A 17,800-nucleotide genomic window follows, 5' to 3' on the forward strand; every position below is an offset into this window, starting at 1 on the left:
GCCCGGTCACATTCCGAACCCGGAAGCTAAGCCTCTCAGCGCCGATGGTACTGCAAGGGGGACCTTGTGGGAGAGTAGGACGCCGCCGGACTCAAACTCCAGCAACACCAGGAAACCCCTGACCGTGATCGGTCAGGGGTTTCCTGCGTTACAGGGCCTGACGCCCCGTTCCACAGTCCAACTGCCGGCCACTCCAGCGCCGGTAGGATCGTGGCGTCATGACTGCACCGTTCACCACCGCCACCGGCTCCGACGTCCGAGTCCGTTTCTGCCCGAGCCCGACCGGGACCCCGCACGTGGGGCTCATCCGGACGGCCCTGTTCAACTGGGCGTACGCGCGCCACACCGGCGGCAAGCTCGTGTTCCGCATCGAGGACACCGACGCTGCCCGCGACAGCGAGGAGTCGTACGAGCAGATCCTCGACGCGCTCCGGTGGCTCCGCCTCGACTGGGACGAGGGCGTCGAGGTGGGCGGACCGCACGGCCCGTACCGCCAGTCGGAACGCTCCGACGTGTACGAGGACGTCATCGCGAAGCTCCGGGCGTCCGGACACGTCTACGAGTCGTACGTGACGCCGGAGGAGATGGAGGCCCGGAACCGGGCCGCCGGCCGTGACCCGAAGCAGGGCTACGACAACCACGAGCGGGACCTGACCGAGGCCGAGCGCCAGGCGTTCCGCGACGAGGGCCGTGAGCCGGCGCTCCGGCTGCGCGTGCCCGACCGCGACCTCAGCTTCGACGACCTCGTGCGCGGGGAGATCACCTTCAAGCAGGGCACGTTCCCGGACTTCGTGGTGGTCCGACCGAACGGCAAGCCGCTGTACACGTTCACGAACCCGGTGGACGACGCCCTGATGGGCATCACGCACGTGCTCCGCGGTGAGGACCTGCTCTCGTCGACACCGCGGCAGATCGCCCTGTACGAGGCGCTCGTCGAGGTCGGCATCACCGACTCCGTCCCGTTGTTCGGTCACCTGCCCTACGTGATGGGGGAGGGCAACAAGAAGCTGTCGAAGCGCGACCCCGAGTCGAACCTGTTCCACCACCGTGCTGCCGGCATGGTGCCCGAGGGACTCCTCAACTACCTGGCGCTGCTCGGCTGGTCCATCGGGCCGGACCGCGACGTGTTCTCGTCCGACGAGATGGTCGCCGCGTTCGACGTCGTCGACGTCAACCCGAACCCGGCGCGCTTCGACCACAAGAAGGCCGAGGCGATCAACGGCGACCACATCCGTCTGCTCCCCGCCGACGACTTCCGCGAGCGTCTCCTGCCCTACCTGACGGACTTCGTCTCGGCACCCCCGACCGCGGAGCAGGAGCGGGTCCTCGCGGCAGCCGCCCCGCTGGTGCAGGAGCGCATGCAGCTCCTGGGCGAGGCGCCGGCGATGCTCGGCTTCCTCTTCACCGCGGACGACGCGCTCGTGGTCGAGGACGACGCCGCCGCGACGCTGAAGGGCGACGCCGGCGAGGTGCTCCGTGCGGGTGTCGCCGCGCTCGAGGGTGTCGAGGACTGGACGACCGCGGCGATCGAGGCAGCACTGCGCTCGTCCCTCATCGACGGCATGGGGCTCAAGCCACGCGTCGCGTTCGGTCCGCTGCGCGTCGCGGTGTCGGGGCGTCGGATCAGCCCGCCGCTGTTCGAGTCGATGGAGATCCTCGGCAAGGACTCCACGCTGGCCCGACTCCGTCGGCTCGCGGACCGCTGACGTCGCCGTGGTGACGAACCCGGGCGAGCAGGACGCGGTCGACGTCCTGTCCGTGGACGTCGCGGTGATCGGTGCCGGTCCGGCCGGGCTGAGTGCTGCGCTCAACCTGGTCCGCGCCCGGCGCACGGTGCTGCTCGTCGACGCCAACCGGCCGCGCAACGCCGCCACCCTGCGGTCGCACGGCTTCGTCACGCGTGACGGGATCTCGCCGCTCGAGCTCCGGAAGCTCGGCAGGGTCGAGGTGGAGTCCTACCCGGAGGCGACCGTGGTGCAGTCGGTCGTCGACCGCGTGTCACCGGACGGCGACGGGTGGAGCGTGCACGGTTCCTCCCGCGGCTCCGAGCTGCGCGCCCGAGCACGGGCCGTGGTGGTCGCGACGGGGCTCCGTGAGGAGTTCCCGTCGCTGCCGTCGCTGCGGGCCCTCTACGGCACCTCCGTGCACAGCTGTGTCGAGTGCGACGGGTACGAGCACGCGGGGGAACCCCTGGCGTTCCTCTGCGAGACGCCCGACGTGGTCGATCGCGCGCTGCTCGTCGGGTCCTGGACGGACGATCTCGTCGTCTACACGAACGGTGCCGCGGTGCTCGACGAGGCCGGCCGTGCGCGCCTGGCGGCGGCGGGCGTGTCGGTCGACGAGCGGCCGCTGGCCGACCTCGAGGGCGGCCGGGACGGCCTGACCGGCGTCCGCCTCGCGGACGGCGACGTGCGGCCGCACACGGGTGCGTTCGTGCGCCCGCTCTGGCACGCCGACCTCGACTGGCTCGAGGCGCCCGTGGACCGTGACGCCGAGGGACTCGTCCGCGTGGACCGCCTCGGCCGCACCGGTGTGCCGGGGCTGTACGCCGTCGGCGACGTCACCCCTCCGGGACCGGAGCAGCTCGTCGTGGCGGCCGGTCACGGTGCCTCGACGGCCGCTGCGGTGCACCGGGACCTCGTGGGTGGTCTCGAGGACCTCCGGGATGCTGTACAGTAGTTGATCGTGCCCCGGACAACGGGGAACGGAAGGCCAGCAGGCCTTTTGGGGTATGGTGTAATTGGCAACACAGCGGTTTCTGGTACCGTCGTTCTTGGTTCGAGTCCAGGTACCCCAGCTCGAAGGAAAAGCCCCCGGGAGATCCCGGGGGCTTTTCCCGTTCCCGGGCCGATGCCCGGTCCGAGCGAGACACGCCCGACCTCCGCAGGAGATCGAGATCGCCGAGCCGCCGTTCCGCTCCACGGCAGCGGCAGCGGCAGCAGCGGCAGCAGCGGCAGTGGCAGCGGCAGCAGCGGCAGCAGCGGCAGTGGCAGCGGCAGCGGCAGCGGCAGCGGTCGACCGTGGCGGGACCCGTGCCGTACCCCACAGCCGCGCGCGTAGGGTCACCGGCATGGAGGTCACGAAGCTCGAACACGCCTGCCAGGTCGTCGCGAAGGGCGGAGCGCGGCTCGTCATCGACCCCGGCGACTTCACCCGCCCGGTCGACGTGGAGGGGGTCGTGGCCGTCGTGGTCACGCACGAACACCCGGACCACGGGACCCCGGACCAGCTGCGCGGGATCCTCGACCGTAACCCGGACGCGGTGGTCCTCGGGCCGTCGGGCGTGGGAGCGGCCCTCGCCGGCGCGGGGATCGCGGTCGAGGTGGTCGGTGACGGTGACCACCTGGAGGTCGGCCCGTTCACGCTCGACTTCCATGGGGTCCGGCACCAGCGCATCCACTCCTCGGTGCCCCTCGTCGACAACACCGGTGTGTTCGTGGACGGTCGTCTCTTCCACCCCGGCGACGCGTACACGGTGCCCGGGGTCCCCGTCGAGGTCCTCGCTGCGCCGGTCGGCGCACCGTGGCTCAAGGTCGGGGAGATGATGGACTGGATCGCCGCGGTGGGGCCCCGGCGCGCCTACCCGGTGCACGAGGCGACGCTGTCCGAGGTCGGCTTCGCCATGCACACCGACCGGCAGCGCGAGGCCCTCGGGGACGGGGAACTCGTGGTGCTCCGGCCCGGTGAGACGCTCACGATCTGAGGCACTGCACGCCGGGCTGGAGGCGCGGCACACCCGGGCGACACGCCCCGTTTTGGCAGTGCGCGAGCCGTGTGCCATACTTATCGGGTTGTCGGAACGGCCCCATCGTATAGCGGCCTAGTACGTCGCCCTCTCACGGCGGTAACGCGGGTTCGAATCCCGCTGGGGTCACCACAGGTGGCTAGCCTCCGAGTCCGACAACGAGTGTGTCCCGCTCCCGAGCGGGACGTGCGGCCCCATCGTATAGCGGCCTAGTACGTCGCCCTCTCACGGCGGTAACGCGGGTTCGAATCCCGCTGGGGTCACCACCGCAGAACCCCCTCCGAGCTCTGGCTCGGAGGGGGTTCCGTCGTTGCGGAGCACCCCGTCCGGCTCGCCCGCCGCGCTCGTGTGCGGCGAGTCGGCTGTCGGCCGCGGTCGCCGCTGTCGTCATGCGGTCGACGAACGCCTCGTTCGCCGCCCGGGCGGTCTCGCTGCTCCGGAGGTCACCCGGCGTCGGTCGACGCTCTCCCGGTGGCGTGTGACGTGGCCCGCGGCCTCCAACCGGTCGACGCGCGCGGAGGTCGCTCCGGACGTCATGCCGATCTGCCGCGCGAGCTGCGCGGGGGGCAGCGGCGTGCCCGCTCGTTCTGCCCGGAGCACCTGCCCGAGTGCGTTCGCGTCGATGGGCCACAGGGCCACGGGCCTTCCGCGACGGCGGTCGGGACGTCGACGTGCGCGGCTTCGCGAAGCAGGTGCTCGAGTGGACGGGGTCGACCGACGCCGCACCCGGCTCGGTCTCGCCCTGCGCCACGTGGCGGACAAGGTGTTGCTCGAGGGGCTGCTGCAGGGCCTCGCGGCGAAGGCCACCCGCGTCGCCGAGACCGATCACGAGCTGCCGCCGGTACCGACTGCCTGAGGCTGCGAGGCACGGTGTGGGGCCCCGCCGTCCCTGGTCAGGCGTGCGCCGGTGCGCCTTCGTGGACGGTGAGCCAACGGTCCAGGTCGCGGGCGGCGGCTCGTCCGGCCCGGTTCGCCCCGACCGTCGACTGCGAGGGGCCGTACCCGACGAGGTGCACGCGCGGCTCGCCGGTCACCTGCGTGCCCGACATCGGGACGCCACCGAGCGGGCCGTGCAGGTGCATCGGTCCCAGGTGGTCGAGGTCCGGGCGGTAGCCGGTCGCCCAGAGCAGGACGTCGACCGAGGTGTCACTGCCGTCGGCCTCCACGACGCCGTGCGGACGGACCTGCGTGAACATCGGCCGCCGTTCGAGCACGCCGCGCCGCGCGGCGGCACGGAGGGCGTCGGTCCAGATCAGTCCGGTGTAGGAGACGATGCTCGCCGGAGGACGCCCGGCCCGGACGTCGGCGGCGACCCGCCGCTCCACGTCGACACCGTCGACCTCGTGGACGAAGTCGCCCGGCAGGAACACCGGCTCGCGGCGGGTGTACCAGACGGTCGAGGTGACGAGGCTGATCTCGTCGAGGAGCTGCACGGCGGAGATCCCGCCGCCGACGACCGCCACGCGCTTCCCGCGAAAGTGCTCGGCGTCGACGTACTCACGACCGTGGAGCTGCTCGCCGAGGAACGTCGCGGTGCCGGGGACGTCCGGCACCACCGGCGTGTTCCACGTCCCCGTCGCGTTGACGATCGCCCGGACGCGCCACGAGCCGTGGTCGGTCGTCACCGTGAGCGGTCCGTCGGCGCGGTCGTCGAGGGGCGTCACCGACCCGACCCGCACCGGGCGCAGCACCGGGAGGTCCTCGTGTGCCTCGTACGAGGCGAAGTAGCGGGGGACCGCGGAGCGGGCCGCCTCGGCGGGGTCGACGGGTGGGAGCGGCATGCCCGGCAGGTCGTGGATGCCGTTCACCGTCGCCATCCGCAGCGACGCCCACCGGTGCTGCCACGCGCCTCCCGGCCGAGGGTTCGCGTCGAGGACGACCACGGAACGCTCGCCGGCCACGTCCTCGGCGTCCTGCAGGGCCCGGAAGCCCCTGCGGCGCAGGTGGTGCGCGGCGGACAGGCCGGCCTGACCGGCGCCGATCACGGCGACGGTGGCGCTCCCCGCCGCGGTGCTGTCCACCCTGCGAGCGTACCGGCGGCGACGCTCCGACCGGGTGGAACGAGCGGTCTTCCCCCGTTCGAGGTTCCGATCGCGATTCGGTTAGGTTAGCCTCACCTAATGTGAACAGCGAAACACCACTGCTCGAGATCCTGACCTCCGCTGCCGCCGAGCGGTACCGGAACATCGTCCACGGTGCCGTCGACCGCACGGCTGACCGGCTCGCCGAGGTCGAGACGCCGACCACCGACACGCCCGCCTCGACCCTGCGTGACCGGGTCGCAGCGATCGACCTCGCGCGACCCCTCGGATCGGCCCGGGCCGCCGTCGCCGAGGTGGACGAACTCTTCACCGCCGAGGCCGTCTGGTTCCACGACCCCGGCTACCTCGCCCACCTCAACTGTCCGGTCGCCGTGCCCGCGGTGGCCGCGGAGGCGGTCCTCGCGGCCGTGAACCCGTCGGTCGACACCTGGGACCAGTCGCGCATCGGTACCGAGATCGAACGCCGGGTCGTGACCTGGGTCACCGGGACGATCGGGTTCGCCGCCGGGGACGGCGTCTTCACGTCGGGCGGGACCCAGTCGAACCTGCACGCGCTCCTGCTGGCACGCCAGGCGGCGACGACAGCGCCACAGGGCCCCGCCGGACGCCTGCCGGCGCTCGACGACCTCGTCGTGTTCGCCACCGCGTCGAGCCACTTCAGCGTCCGGAAGTCGGCGATGGTGCTGGGCCTGCCGGAGCGCGCCGTCGTCGACGTCGCCGCCGACGCCGCGGGCCGGATGCGACCGGACGCCCTGGCGCACGCGATCGCCGACGCCCGGCGCGAGGGGCGGACCCCGATGGCCGTGGTCGCCACCGCGGGCACGACCGACCGGGGCTGCATCGACCCCCTCGAGGCGATCGCCGACGTGTGCGACCTCGAGGACGTCTGGCTGCACGTCGACGCCGCGTACGGCTGCGGGCTGCTGGTGTCCCCGACCCGTCGGCACCTGCTCGACGGCATCGAACGCGCGCGGAGCGTCACGGCCGACTTCCACAAGTCGTTCTTCCAGCCGGTGTCGTCGAGCGCGTTGCTCGTCCGCGACCCGGAGGACCTGCGCCGGGCCTCGTGGCACGCGGACTACCTCAACCCGGAGGACGCCGACGAGCCGAACCAGGTCGACAAGTCCCTGCAGACGACCCGGCGCTTCGACGCCCTGAAGCTCTGGGCGACGCTCCGGGCGAGCGGCGCCGAGGCGATCGGGCAGGCGTTCGACACCGTGCTCGACGTCACCGAGCGGGTGCACGAGCACGTCACGGCACACCCGGACCTCGTGCTCGTCGCGCCGACGCAGCTGAGCACGGTGTTGTTCCGCTGGCAGCCGGACGGGGTGTCCGACGCCGAGGCCGACGCGCTCGTCGCCCCGCTGCGCGCGGCACTGCTCGCCGAGGGGCGGGTGCTCGTCGCGAAGACCGTGATCGACGGCCGTGCGTGCAGCAAGCTCACCCTGCTGAACCCCACCACGAGTGCAGAGCAGGTCGTGGCATCGCTCGACCACGTGGTCCGCACCGCGGCGCGGCTGCACACCGACCTCGTCGACGGTCACGTCGGCACGACGACGGGAGCGGCCCGATGACCACCTCCAGCACGAGCGCCAGCACCGGCACGGGCACCGGCACCGGCACCGGCACCGGTACCGCCACCGCCACCGCCACCGACGTCGGACGTGTCCACGACGTCGTCGGCATCGGCATCGGCCCCTTCAACCTCGGGCTCGCCTGCCTGACCGACCCGCTCGACGACCTCGACGCGGTCTTCCTCGACCAGGCGGACGGCTTCGCCTGGCACCACGGCATGATGCTCGACGACGCCACCATCCAGGTGCCGTTCCTCGCTGACCTCGTGACCATGGCGGACCCGACGTCGCCCTTCTCGTTCCTCGCCTGGCTCAAGGAGACCGGCCGGCTCTACCCCTTCTACATCCGCGAGGACTTCCACCCCCTGCGGGTGGAGTACGACGCGTACTGCCGGTGGGCCGCCGAACGGCTCGACACGCTGCGCTGGGGCCGTCGCGTCGTCGCCGTCGCGCACGATGAGGACGCCGACCTGTTCACCGTCCACGCCGAGACGCCGGACGGGCCCGAGCGGTACGTGGCGCGGCACGTCGTGCTCGGCATCGGCACCGAACCCGCGGTGCCCGAGGCGCTCCGGGACCTCGACGGTCCGGTCGTGCACTCCGCGGGCTACCTGCCGGCGCGCGACGCGCTCCGGGGTGCCGACTCGATCGCCGTCATCGGCAGCGGGCAGTCCGCCGCCGAGGTCTACCGCGACCTGCTCGAGGGCATCCGCGACGGCGGGTACCGCCTCGACTGGATCACCCGGTCACCGCGGTTCTTCCCGATGGAGGACACCAAGCTCACCCTCGAGATGACGAGCCCCGAGTACACCGACCACTTCCACGCCCTGCCGACCGACGTCCGCGATCGTCTCGGTCGCGAGCAGCGTGGGCTCTACAAGGGCATCAGCGCCGACCTGGTCGACGAGGTCTACGACACCCTCTACCGGATCAGCGCCCGGGGTCCGGTCCCGACGACGCTCCGGACGGACACGAGCGTCGTCGCCGCCGAGTGGCTGCCGGAGCAGGACCGCTTCCGTCTGACGCTCCGGCACGCGCAGCTCGGCACCGAGGCGGTGCACGAGGTCGCCCGGCTCGTCCTCGCGACCGGGTACCGGCCGAGGACGCCGCACTTCCTCGGGCCCGTCGAGCACCTGGTGGCGCGCGACGACCGCGGACGCTTCGCCGTCGCGCGCGACCTGCACGTCGACACCATCGGCGGTCGGATCTGGGTGCAGAACGCCGAGGAGCACACGCACGGCCTGACGGCGCCCGACCTCGGGATGGGCGCCTGGCGGAACGCATCGATCATCCGGTCCGTCACGGGGCGCTCGGTGTACGGCCTGGAGGAGCGGATCGCCTTCCAGGAGTTCGGTCTGCCCGGTGGGCGGTCGGCGCCGGACCCCGCTGCAGTGCCCGGCGCGGACGCTGCGGTCGGTGTCGAGCCTGCCGGCACGACCGGTCCCGTCGCCGACGCCGCGGCGAGCGCCCCGGCAGACCGCCGGGCCGCGACCGCCGGGGCCGCATCGTGAGCGCCCGGATGCCGGTCGCTGCGTCCGCGGACGCGACCACGGGCCTCCCGTCCGTCCGCCCGGTGGACCCGGACGGCGACGCCGCCGTCGTGCAGTCGTGGCTCGCCCACCCGGCATCCTCGTGGTGGGCGATGCCCGACCACGACGTCGACGCCGTCCGGTCGTACCTGCGGTCCGTGCACGACGACCCCGCGCAGGCGGGCTGGGTGCTGCGGCGGGACGGCGAGCCGATCGCGTACGCCGAGACGTACGACCCGGCGGCGGTGCTGCTCACCGACGTGTGGGACGCCCAGCCCGGCGACGTCGGCATGCACCTGCTCGTGGCACCACCGCCGGCGGCGGGTGGTCGCGTGCACGGACTGACGAGCGCCGTGATGCGGGCCGTGGTCGAGCACTGCCGTGACGCCCTCGGTGCGCGGCGGGTCGTCGTCGAACCGGACGTCCGCAACACGGCGGTGCAGCGGAAGAACGCCGAGGTGGGCTTCCGCGCGCTCCGCGTGGTCGACGTCGACGGCAAGCGTGCGCTGCTGTCGGTCCTCGACACCGCGCGGATCGGGGAGCCCGACGACGACGGTCCTGCGGCACACCTGCGACCGGAGCACCTGGAACCGGCCGAGCGGCACCTCGTGGCCAAGGCGATCGCCGAGTTCACCCACGAGCGGTTGACCACCCCGCGATCCGACGGCCCCGGGTGGGTGCTCGACGCGGGGGACTCGACCTACCGGTTCCGTGCACGGGTGCACACGCTCGAGCACTGGGTCGTCGACGAGGCCTCGCTCACCCGCACCCGTGCAGGCCGTCCGGCGCCGCTCGACGCGCAGGACCTCGTGCTCGCGCTGCACGAGCAGCTCGGGATCCCGGACGCGCTGCTCGGCACCTACCTGGAGGAGATCGCGTCGACGCTCGCCAGCGCCGCGGCGAAGCACCGGCGCGGCGGCCCCTCCGCCGCGCAGCTCGCCCGCGGACGGTCGGACGGTGACGTCGTCGCGGGGTTCCAGGACGCCGAGGCCGCGATGACCGAGGGGCATCCGGCGTTCGTCGCGGCGAACGGGCGGATCGGGTTCGGGCTCGACGAGTACCGCGCGTACGCACCCGAGTCGGGCGGCCGGTTCCGGTACCGGTGGCTCGCCGCCCGGCGGGAGCACACCCACCTGGCGCTCGCCGCGGACCGGACCGAGGAGCAGCACTGGGACGCCGAACTCGACGCGACGACGGTCTCGCGCTTCCACGAGGTGCTCGCCCGACGCGGCCTCGACCCGGCCGAGTACACGTGGTTCCCGGTGCACCCGTGGCAGTGGCAGCACCGGATCGCGGTCACGTTCGCGCCGGACCTCGGGCGGCAGGACCTCGTCGACCTCGGGGAGGGCCCCGACGACCACCAGCCGCAGCAGTCGATCCGCACCGCCTTCAACCGTTCGCACCCGCGGCGGTCGTACGTGAAGACGGCGCTCGCCGTGCAGAACATGGGGTTCCTGCGCGGGATGTCTCCCGCGTACATGCGGACTGCGCCCGCGGTGAACGACTGGGTCGCGGGACTCGTCGAGGCCGACCCGGTCCTGGCCGACGCCGGCTTCGGGGTGCTGCGCGAGCACGCGGCGATCGGGTACACCGGGGACGTCTGGCACCGGATCGGGTCGGTGCCCGCGCAGCAGGGCGCACCGCAGCGGAAGATGCTCGCGGCGCTCTGGCGGGAGAGCCCGGTGCCGCGCCTGCAGCCGGGGGAGCGGCCGATCACCATGGCGGCGCTGCTCCACCGGGACGCGAGAGGGCGGTCGGTGGCTGCTGCGCTCGTCGCGGAGTCGGGGCTCGACGCCGCGTCGTGGGTCGAGCGGTACCTCGACGCGTACCTCCGCCCCGTCGTGCACTGCCTCACCGAGCACCAGCTGCTGTTCATGCCGCACGGCGAGAACCTCGTGCTCGTGCTGCGCGACGGTGCGGTGTCCCGCGTGTTCATGAAGGACATCGGGGAGGAGGTCGTGGTCGTCGGGGACGTCCCGGTGCCCGCCGGGATCGAGCGGATCGTGCACCCGGTCGACGACGACGAGGCGGCGCTCGGCGTCTTCACCGACGTGTTCGACGGGGTGCTCCGGTACCTCGCGGCGATCCTCGACGACGACGGGGTCCTGCCGAGCGGTGTGTTCTGGCGGCTCGTCGGCTCCTGCGTGGACGGTGCCGCGGCGGGACGGGCGCGACCGATCGACCTCCGGGCACCGGACTTCGAGCACTCGTGCCTCAACCGGCTGCAGCTGCGGAACACCCTGCAGATGGTCGACCTGTCAGCGCAGACCGACTCGCTCATCCGGGCCGGGCGCATGCCGAACCCGATCGCACGCTGAGGGTCCGTTCACACGAGCGCGCACGGACCGGTCCCGCGGGCGGTGGACGCGCTCCCGCGGGTCCGGTCGTGCCAGGCTGGCCGGGTGACCACCCACGCTGACCGGCCCCCACACCTGCGCTGGCGGTACCTCGGACTCGTCGCACTCGGCGGGGCGATCGGTACCGGCGTGCGTGCGGCGCTCGCCTACGCGCTCCCCGCCGTGGACGGCATCAGCTGGACGATCCTCGCCATCAACGTCGTCGGGGCGTTCTGCCTCGGGCTGCTCCTCGAGTCGCTGGCGCACGCGGGGCCGGACCTCGGTCGGCGTCGGGCGACCCGGCTGTTCGTCGGTACGGGGAACCTCGGCGGCTTCACCACGTACTCGACCCTCGCCGACGACACGGCCCGCCTGCTCGACGTCGGGCGGTGGGGAGCCGGCAGCGGGTACGCGCTGCTCTCGGTCGTGCTCGGGCTCGTCGCCGCGGCGGCGGGCGCGCGGGTCGCCGGTGCCCGACGCTCCCGGACCGCCCGGCGCTCCGGGACCGGGGACCCGCGGTGAGCGCGCTCGACCTGCTGCTGGTCTCCCTCGGCGGGGGCGTCGGTGCGGCGCTGCGGTTCTGGCTCGACGGAATCGTGAAGGGCCGGATCGGCGGCACCGTGCTCGGCGGCTTCCCGCTCGGCACGCTCGTCATCAACGTCACCGGGTCACTCGTCCTCGGACTCGTCACCGGTGCCGGTGAGTCGGGTGCGCTGCCGTTGCCGGTCGTCGCGGTGCTCGGGACGGGCATGATGGGCGGGTACACGACGTTCTCGACGGCGAGCGTCGAGACCGTGCAGCTCCTCCGATCCGGCAAGACCCGGACCGCCGTCCTGAACGGCCTCGGGATGCTCGTCGTCTCGGTCGGCGCAGCCGCGCTCGGCCTGCTCATCGGAAGGAACACATGACCTCGGAACGACCCGGCGAACTCGTCCTCGTCCGCCACGGAGAGACGGAGTGGTCGAAGAGCGGACAGCACACCGGCCGCACGGACATCCCGCTCACCGAGAACGGCATCGAGCAGGCCAAGCGCGCCGGCCGGTACCTCGCCGACCGCACCTTCGCGCTCGCGCTCTCGAGCCCGCTGCAGCGTGCGCGGGACACCGCTGAGCTCGTCGGCGTCGACCCCGAGCCCGACGAGGACCTGTACGAGTGGGACTACGGCGCCTACGAGGGCCTGACCACCCCGCAGATCAAGGTCAAGCGGCACGGGCCGTGGGACCTCTGGACCGACGGGGTGCCGGCGGGCGACACCCCGGGCGAGAACGCCGCCGAGGTCCGGGTCCGCGTCGAGCGTGTCCTGAACCGCGTCCGGCCGGTGCTCGCCGAGGGTGACGACGCGATCGTGGTCGCGCACGGACACGTGCTCCGCGCGCTCGGCGCCGCGTGGATCCGCCTGGCTCCGCAGGACGGCGCCGTGCTGAAGCTCGGTACCGCGACGGTGAGCTCGCTCGGCTACGAGCACGGCCGCCCGGTCATCGACTCCTGGAACGTCGCGCCGCGCGACTGACGCCCGCTGGTGCGGCGTGCTTCCGCACAACGCGGGGCACTTCGTGCCACGTGGTTCCGTGGCGCGACGTGCTCGCGGTTGTGCGCGTTGCTGGCGACCCAGTCGCGGTCGGGAGGCGCGGTGCGGGCTGGCTCCGCGCCTCCCGACCGGCGGCTGCCCGCTGGTGCGGCGTGCTCGCGCACCACCCGGGGCGCGTCGCGCCCCGTGGTTCCGTGGCACGAGGTGCTCGCGGTTGTGCGCGCGCCAGAGCGCACTGCGCCTCCGCACGGACATCGCACCCCCGCACACCCGGGTGCAGTGTCCGTCCGGGGGCGCAAAGCGCCCCGCGCCGCCCGCGCCGCCCCGCGCCCCGCGTCAGACGGTGCGGATCGCGCTCGTCGCGCCGAGCGCCCGGCCGCGCCGGCGCTCGATCGCCCGGCCGACGCCCAGCAGCGCGACGCTCACGAGCGCGCCGAGCAGCGTCTGCGCGATGCGGTCCACCGCCAGGAGCTCCGGGGCCTCGGGCACGCTCAGCCAGGAGACCGCGAGCGCGAGGGGCGTGAGGAAGAGCAGCGTCACGGCGTAGTGCCGCGCGACGAAGATCTCGGCGAAGAACTGGCCGACCACGGCGATCACCACGATCCACCACACCGAGGGCTCGAGCAGCAGGATGCCGACGGCGACGACGGTGCCGCCGATCGTGCCGACGAACCGCTGCACCGCGCGGACCACGGTGTGCCGCTGTCGGATCGCCGGCAGCGTGGACACCAGTGCGATGACCGCCCAGTACGGGTGTCCGAGCCAGGGGATCGTCTCGGCGACTGCTCCGGCGACGACGGCGCCCACCACGTTGAGCCCGACCGTCTCCCACAGCGCCGCACTGCGCAGGATCGCGAACGACCGGTGCTTCCGCGGTGCTATCGGGCGGAACACGTGGGGCGCTCGCGGGTGCAGGACGAGTCGGATCAGCGCGCCCGACATCGCGACGAGCCACGCCCAGGCGATCGAGCCGACGATGATCGTCGCGACGAGGGGCAGGTCGGCGGGACGGACGGGCACGAGCGCCGAGACGCAGAACGCGAACACCGGGAAGATCGGCTGGGCCGGGATCGTCTGCAGGGTGCTCAGCGTGCAGACCGCGACCACCAGGACGACCACGAGCCCGACGCCCTGCAGCCACAGCGGCGCCCCCGACAGCGAGACCGCGAGGCCGGCGAACATGCACGCTGCCTGCAGGGCGCCGGCGACACCGGTGGTCACCATCCGCTGCCGGTACGGCTCGGTCGCGCCGAAGATCGCGGTGAAGCCGGCGAACATCGCGAAGGCCGCGTAGCCGGGCATGCCCAGGGCGATGAGCAGCGCGAGCGGTGCGCCGCCCGCGATCGCGGCGCGGGCCGCGCCCTCGAGGTTGGTGGTCCGGGTCGAGTGCGCAGCTGTCGTCATGTCGTTCCCATCCTCCCACCGCGACGGGTGTCGCGGAGACGGCGCACGTCGCGTGGGACGCACGCCGTACCGGACGGGAGGCGCGTGGCGGCGCGGCCCCGCGCCTCCCGTCCGTCGCGACCCGCGTTGGTATACCAACCTGCTAGACTCGCCGGACCGAGCCGCGAGAGCGGTACCGCAACGTCGATGAGGAAGGGCCGAGCCGATGGGAAAGACGCTCGCCGAGAAGGTGTGGGACGACCACGTCGTGGTCAAGGGTGAGGACGGGACCCCGGACCTCCTCTACATCGACCTCCACCTCGTGCACGAGGTGACGAGCCCGCAGGCGTTCGACGGCCTCCGCCAGGCCGGCCGCCCGGTGCGTCGCCTCGACCTGACGATCGCGACCGAGGACCACAACACCCCGACCCTCGCGATCGACCGGCCCATCGCCGACCCGACGAGCCGCACCCAGATCGAGACCCTGCGCCGCAACTGCGCCGAGTTCGGTGTTCGCCTGCACTCGCTCGGCGACAAGGAGCAGGGGATCGTCCACGTGGTCGGCCCGCAGCTCGGCCTGACCATGCCGGGCATCACGGTCGTGTGCGGTGACTCGCACACGTCGACCCACGGTGCGTTCGGCGCGATGGCGTTCGGCATCGGCACGAGCGAGGTCGAGCACGTCCTCGCCACCCAGACCCTGCCGCTCAAGCCGTTCAAGACGATGGCGATCACCGTCGAGGGCACGTTGCGCCCGGGCGTCACGGCGAAGGACATCATCCTCGCGGTGATCGCGAAGATCGGCACCGGCGGTGGGCAGGGCTACGTGCTCGAGTACCGCGGCTCCGCGATCCGTGCGCTCTCGATGGAGGGCCGCATGACCATCTGCAACATGTCGATCGAGGCCGGTGCGCGCGCCGGCATGGTCGCCCCCGACCAGACGACCTACGACTACGTGCAGGGCCGCGACCACGCGCCGACCGGCGAGGACTGGGACGACGCCGTCGCCTACTGGGACACGCTGGCGACCGACGACGACGCGGTCTTCGACGCCGAGGTATTCATCGACGCCGACGAGCTCGAGCCCTTCGTCACCTGGGGGACCAACCCCGGTCAGGGCGTGTCGCTGTCGGAGACGGTCCCGGACCCCGCGAGCTACAGCGACCCCAACGACCAGGCCGCCGCGCGGCGTGCGCTGGAGTACATGGACCTCGAGGCCGGCACGCCCATGAAGGACATCGCGGTCGACGCGGTCTTCATGGGGTCCTGCACGAACTCGCGCATCGAGGACCTCCGCGCCTTCGCGTCGGTCATCCGGGGGCGGAAGAAGGCCGACGGCGTGCGGGTCATGGTCGTGCCGGGGTCCGCCAGGGTCCGGCTCGAGGCCGAGGCCGAGGGGCTGGACAGGGTGTTCACCGACTTCGGCGCGGAGTGGCGGTTCGCCGGCTGCTCCATGTGCCTCGGCATGAACCCCGACCAGCTCGCACCGGGGGAGCGCTGCGCCAGCACCTCGAACCGCAACTTCGAGGGCCGCCAGGGCAAGGGTGGACGGACGCACCTGGTCTCGCCGCTCGTCGCCGCGGCGACCGCCGTGCGCGGGACCCTGTCGAGCCCGTGGGACCTGGAGACCGACGATGCGATCGCATCGGTGACCGACGACGCCGCGACGGCAGCGACCGCTGAAGGAGCCAACTGATGGACGAGATCACCACCGTCACCGGGATCGCCGCGCCGCTCAAGCGCTCGAACGTCGACACCGACCAGATCATCCCCGCGGTCTACCTCAAGCGCGTCACGAAGACCGGATTCGAGGACGCCCTGTTCGCCGGGTGGCGCCAGGACCCCGAGTTCGTGCTCAACCAGCCCGCGTACCAGGGGGCGCAGGTGCTCGTCGCCGGACCGGACTTCGGCACCGGGTCGAGCCGTGAGCACGCGGTCTGGGCGCTCCGCGACTTCGGGTTCCGTGTCGTGGTGTCGAGTCGTTTCGCGGACATCTTCAAGGGCAACGCGGGCAAGCAGGGCCTGGTCACCGCGATCGTGACCGAACCGGAAGTCGAGGCGCTCTGGGCCGAGATCGAGCGGCAGCCGGGGGTGCAGGCGACGGTCGACCTGGTCACGCAGCGCGTGTCGCTCGGCGCGGTGGACGTGGCCTTCGAGATCGACGCCTACACTCGTTGGCGGTTGATGGAAGGGCTCGACGACATCGGGCTCACCCTCCGTGACGAGTCCTCGATCACGGAGTTCGAATCCCGCCGCTCCCGATGGCGGCCGAAGACATTGCCGGTGAAGTAGTGAACTCCCTCGTACAGGACGCAGCAGCAGCAGGGGCCCGCGTCGGCCTCAAGTCGGACGAGATCGTCATCCGGGGCGGCAAGCCGCTCGTGGGACGCATCGAGGTCCGTGGCGCGAAGAACCTCGCGACCAAGGCGATGGTTGCCTCGCTGCTCGGCGACACCCCGTCGATCCTCAAGGACGTCCCGGACATCTCCGACGTGAAGGTCGTCCGCGGCCTGCTCGAGGTGCACGGCGTGCGGATCACGGACCCTGCACGAGGCGAGCTCATCCTCGACCCGTCGAACGTCGAGTCGGCGCACTTCGCCGAGATCGACGCGCACGCCGGCTCGAGCCGCATCCCGATCCTGTTCTGCGGTCCGCTGCTGCACAAGCTCGGCGAGGCCTTCATCCCCGACCTCGGCGGCTGCCGCATCGGCGACCGTCCGATCGACTTCCACCTCGACGCCCTGCGCGCGATGGGGGCAGTGGTCGACAAGCAGCTCAACGGCATCCACCTGACGGCTCCGAACGGTCTCAAGGGCGCCGAGATCGAGCTGCCGTACCCGAGCGTCGGCGCGACCGAGCAGGTCCTGCTCTCGTCGGTGCTGGCCGAGGGCGTCACCGAGCTGCGCAACGCGGCGATCGAGCCCGAGATCATGGACCTCATCGCGATCCTGCAGAAGATGGGCGCGATCGTCACGGTCGAGCCGAGCCGCACCATCTTCATCGAGGGCGTCGAGTCGCTCCGCGGCTACACGCACCGCGCGATCAACGACCGCAACGAGGCCGCCAGCTGGGCCTCCGCCGCGCTCGCCACCAACGGCGACATCTTCGTCGAGGGTGCGGACCAGCAGGACCTCATGACGTTCCTCAACGTCTTCCGCAAGGTCGGCGGCGGGTTCGACATCCAGGAGGACGGCATCCGCTTCTACCGCGAGCGCGCCACCCTGCGCCCGGTCGTCGTCGAGACCGACGTCCACCCCGGCTTCATGACGGACTGGCAGCAGCCGCTCGTCGTCGCCCTGACCCAGGCCGAGGGCACGAGCGTCGTGCACGAGACCGTCTACGAGAACCGGTTCGGCTTCACCGACGCCCTGAACGAGATGGGTGCCGACATCGTGGTGCACAAGGAGGGCCTCCCGGGCCACGACCGCCGTGTCGCCCGCCGGCCGTTCGAGCAGGCCGCGGTCATCACCGGCCCGACGACGCTGCACGCGGCGAACGTCCGCGTCCCCGACCTGCGCGGCGGCTTCAGTCACCTCATCGCGGCCCTGACGGCCGAGGGCGAGTCGCACATCACGAACGTCGGCATCATCAGCCGCGGCTACGAGCACTTCATCCCGAAGCTGCGCAAGCTCGGCGCCGACTTCGACTTCGCGGGCTAGGCAC

The 17,800-nt window shown here is 72.3% G+C and carries 16 protein-coding genes, 3 tRNA genes and 1 rRNA gene; 17 read left to right on the forward strand and 3 right to left on the reverse strand.

Annotation, left to right across the window (positions count from 1 at the left end):
- The 7 genes from rrf to ABIC52_RS00035 form a co-directional block, all read left to right on the forward strand.
- A 5S ribosomal RNA gene (rrf, locus tag ABIC52_RS00005) occupies positions 1-91 on the forward strand; the annotation flags it as partial.
- 127 nt (positions 92-218) lie between these two features.
- Positions 219-1,706, forward strand: a complete 1,488-nt coding sequence (gltX, locus tag ABIC52_RS00010; protein WP_209677479.1) for a glutamate--tRNA ligase — start codon at positions 219-221, stop codon at positions 1,704-1,706.
- Positions 1,707-1,716: 10 nt separating this feature from the next.
- Entirely contained in the window at positions 1,717-2,679 is a 963-nt protein-coding gene (locus ABIC52_RS00015; protein WP_354026325.1) for an NAD(P)/FAD-dependent oxidoreductase, read from the forward strand.
- Positions 2,680-2,725: 46 nt separating this feature from the next.
- A tRNA-Gln gene (locus ABIC52_RS00020) sits at positions 2,726-2,797 on the forward strand.
- A gap of 273 nt (positions 2,798-3,070) precedes the next feature.
- Positions 3,071-3,703, forward strand: a complete 633-nt coding sequence (locus ABIC52_RS00025; RefSeq protein WP_354026326.1) for an MBL fold metallo-hydrolase — start codon at positions 3,071-3,073, stop codon at positions 3,701-3,703.
- Positions 3,704-3,801: 98 nt separating this feature from the next.
- Positions 3,802-3,877 (forward strand) — tRNA-Glu (locus tag ABIC52_RS00030).
- Between the two features lie 58 nt (positions 3,878-3,935).
- Positions 3,936-4,011: transfer RNA gene (locus ABIC52_RS00035), tRNA-Glu, on the forward strand.
- 121 nt (positions 4,012-4,132) lie between these two features.
- Here ABIC52_RS00035 and ABIC52_RS00040 read toward each other — a convergent pair.
- A complete protein-coding gene (locus ABIC52_RS00040; RefSeq protein ID WP_354026327.1) occupies positions 4,133-4,471 on the reverse strand; it encodes a MarR family transcriptional regulator in 339 nt (112 codons plus the stop codon).
- Between ABIC52_RS00040 and ABIC52_RS00045 the strand changes: the two genes are divergently transcribed.
- Entirely contained in the window at positions 4,446-4,601 is a 156-nt protein-coding gene (locus ABIC52_RS00045; protein ID WP_354026475.1) for a hypothetical protein, read from the forward strand. The genes ABIC52_RS00040 and ABIC52_RS00045 overlap by 26 nt on opposite strands.
- Positions 4,602-4,638: 37 nt before the next feature.
- On the opposite strand, the gene ABIC52_RS00050 is transcribed toward ABIC52_RS00045, so the two are convergent.
- Positions 4,639-5,766, reverse strand: coding sequence for an NAD(P)-binding domain-containing protein (locus tag ABIC52_RS00050; protein WP_354026328.1), 1,128 nt, complete (start codon positions 5,764-5,766; stop codon positions 4,639-4,641).
- A gap of 101 nt (positions 5,767-5,867) precedes the next feature.
- Between ABIC52_RS00050 and ABIC52_RS00055 the strand changes: the two genes are divergently transcribed.
- The 6 genes from ABIC52_RS00055 to ABIC52_RS00080 all read left to right on the forward strand — a co-directional run bounded on the left by ABIC52_RS00055 (position 5,868) and on the right by ABIC52_RS00080 (position 12,736).
- Positions 5,868-7,361, forward strand: coding sequence for a pyridoxal phosphate-dependent decarboxylase family protein (locus tag ABIC52_RS00055; RefSeq protein ID WP_354026329.1), 1,494 nt, complete (start codon positions 5,868-5,870; stop codon positions 7,359-7,361).
- A complete protein-coding gene (locus ABIC52_RS00060; RefSeq protein WP_209677462.1) occupies positions 7,358-8,872 on the forward strand; it encodes a lysine N(6)-hydroxylase/L-ornithine N(5)-oxygenase family protein in 1,515 nt (504 codons plus the stop codon). Before ABIC52_RS00055 ends, ABIC52_RS00060 begins: the two co-directional genes overlap by 4 nt.
- An 8-nt stretch (positions 8,873-8,880) precedes the next feature.
- Positions 8,881-11,208: a GNAT family N-acetyltransferase gene (locus tag ABIC52_RS00065; protein ID WP_354026330.1), complete on the forward strand. Its 2,328-nt coding sequence runs from the start codon at positions 8,881-8,883 to the stop codon at positions 11,206-11,208.
- Positions 11,209-11,292: 84 nt separating this feature from the next.
- Complete coding sequence (locus ABIC52_RS00070) at positions 11,293-11,748, forward strand: fluoride efflux transporter FluC (protein ID WP_354026331.1); 456 nt, start codon at positions 11,293-11,295, stop codon at positions 11,746-11,748.
- On the forward strand, positions 11,745-12,134 hold the full coding sequence (crcB, locus tag ABIC52_RS00075) for a fluoride efflux transporter CrcB (protein ID WP_354026332.1): 390 nt from the start codon (positions 11,745-11,747) through the stop codon (positions 12,132-12,134). The genes ABIC52_RS00070 and crcB overlap by 4 nt, the downstream gene beginning before the upstream one ends.
- Positions 12,131-12,736, forward strand: a complete 606-nt coding sequence (locus ABIC52_RS00080) for a histidine phosphatase family protein (RefSeq protein ID WP_209677453.1) — start codon at positions 12,131-12,133, stop codon at positions 12,734-12,736. Before crcB ends, ABIC52_RS00080 begins: the two co-directional genes overlap by 4 nt.
- 354 nt (positions 12,737-13,090) lie before the next feature.
- Here the strand turns inward: ABIC52_RS00080 and ABIC52_RS00085 are convergent, their stop codons facing one another.
- A complete protein-coding gene (locus ABIC52_RS00085) occupies positions 13,091-14,158 on the reverse strand; it encodes an FUSC family protein (RefSeq protein ID WP_126892198.1) in 1,068 nt (355 codons plus the stop codon).
- 205 nt (positions 14,159-14,363) lie between these two features.
- On the opposite strand from ABIC52_RS00085, the gene leuC reads away from it, so the two are divergent.
- The 3 genes from leuC to murA are packed head-to-tail and all read left to right on the forward strand — an operon-like array spanning position 14,364 to position 17,796.
- Positions 14,364-15,833, forward strand: coding sequence for a 3-isopropylmalate dehydratase large subunit (gene leuC / locus ABIC52_RS00090; protein WP_126892199.1), 1,470 nt, complete (start codon positions 14,364-14,366; stop codon positions 15,831-15,833).
- Entirely contained in the window at positions 15,833-16,429 is a 597-nt protein-coding gene (gene leuD / locus ABIC52_RS00095) for a 3-isopropylmalate dehydratase small subunit (protein ID WP_126892200.1), read from the forward strand. Before leuC ends, leuD begins: the two co-directional genes overlap by 1 nt.
- The gene (gene murA, locus ABIC52_RS00100; protein ID WP_354026333.1) at positions 16,429-17,796 is read left to right on the forward strand and encodes a UDP-N-acetylglucosamine 1-carboxyvinyltransferase; all 1,368 of its coding nucleotides are present in this window, start codon (positions 16,429-16,431) and stop codon (positions 17,794-17,796) included. The genes leuD and murA overlap by 1 nt, the downstream gene beginning before the upstream one ends.
- Positions 17,797-17,800 lie beyond the last annotated feature (4 nt).

Source organism: Curtobacterium oceanosedimentum, assembly GCF_040545555.1.
In the GTDB taxonomy this organism is placed as follows: Bacteria; Actinomycetota; Actinomycetes; order Actinomycetales; family Microbacteriaceae; genus Curtobacterium.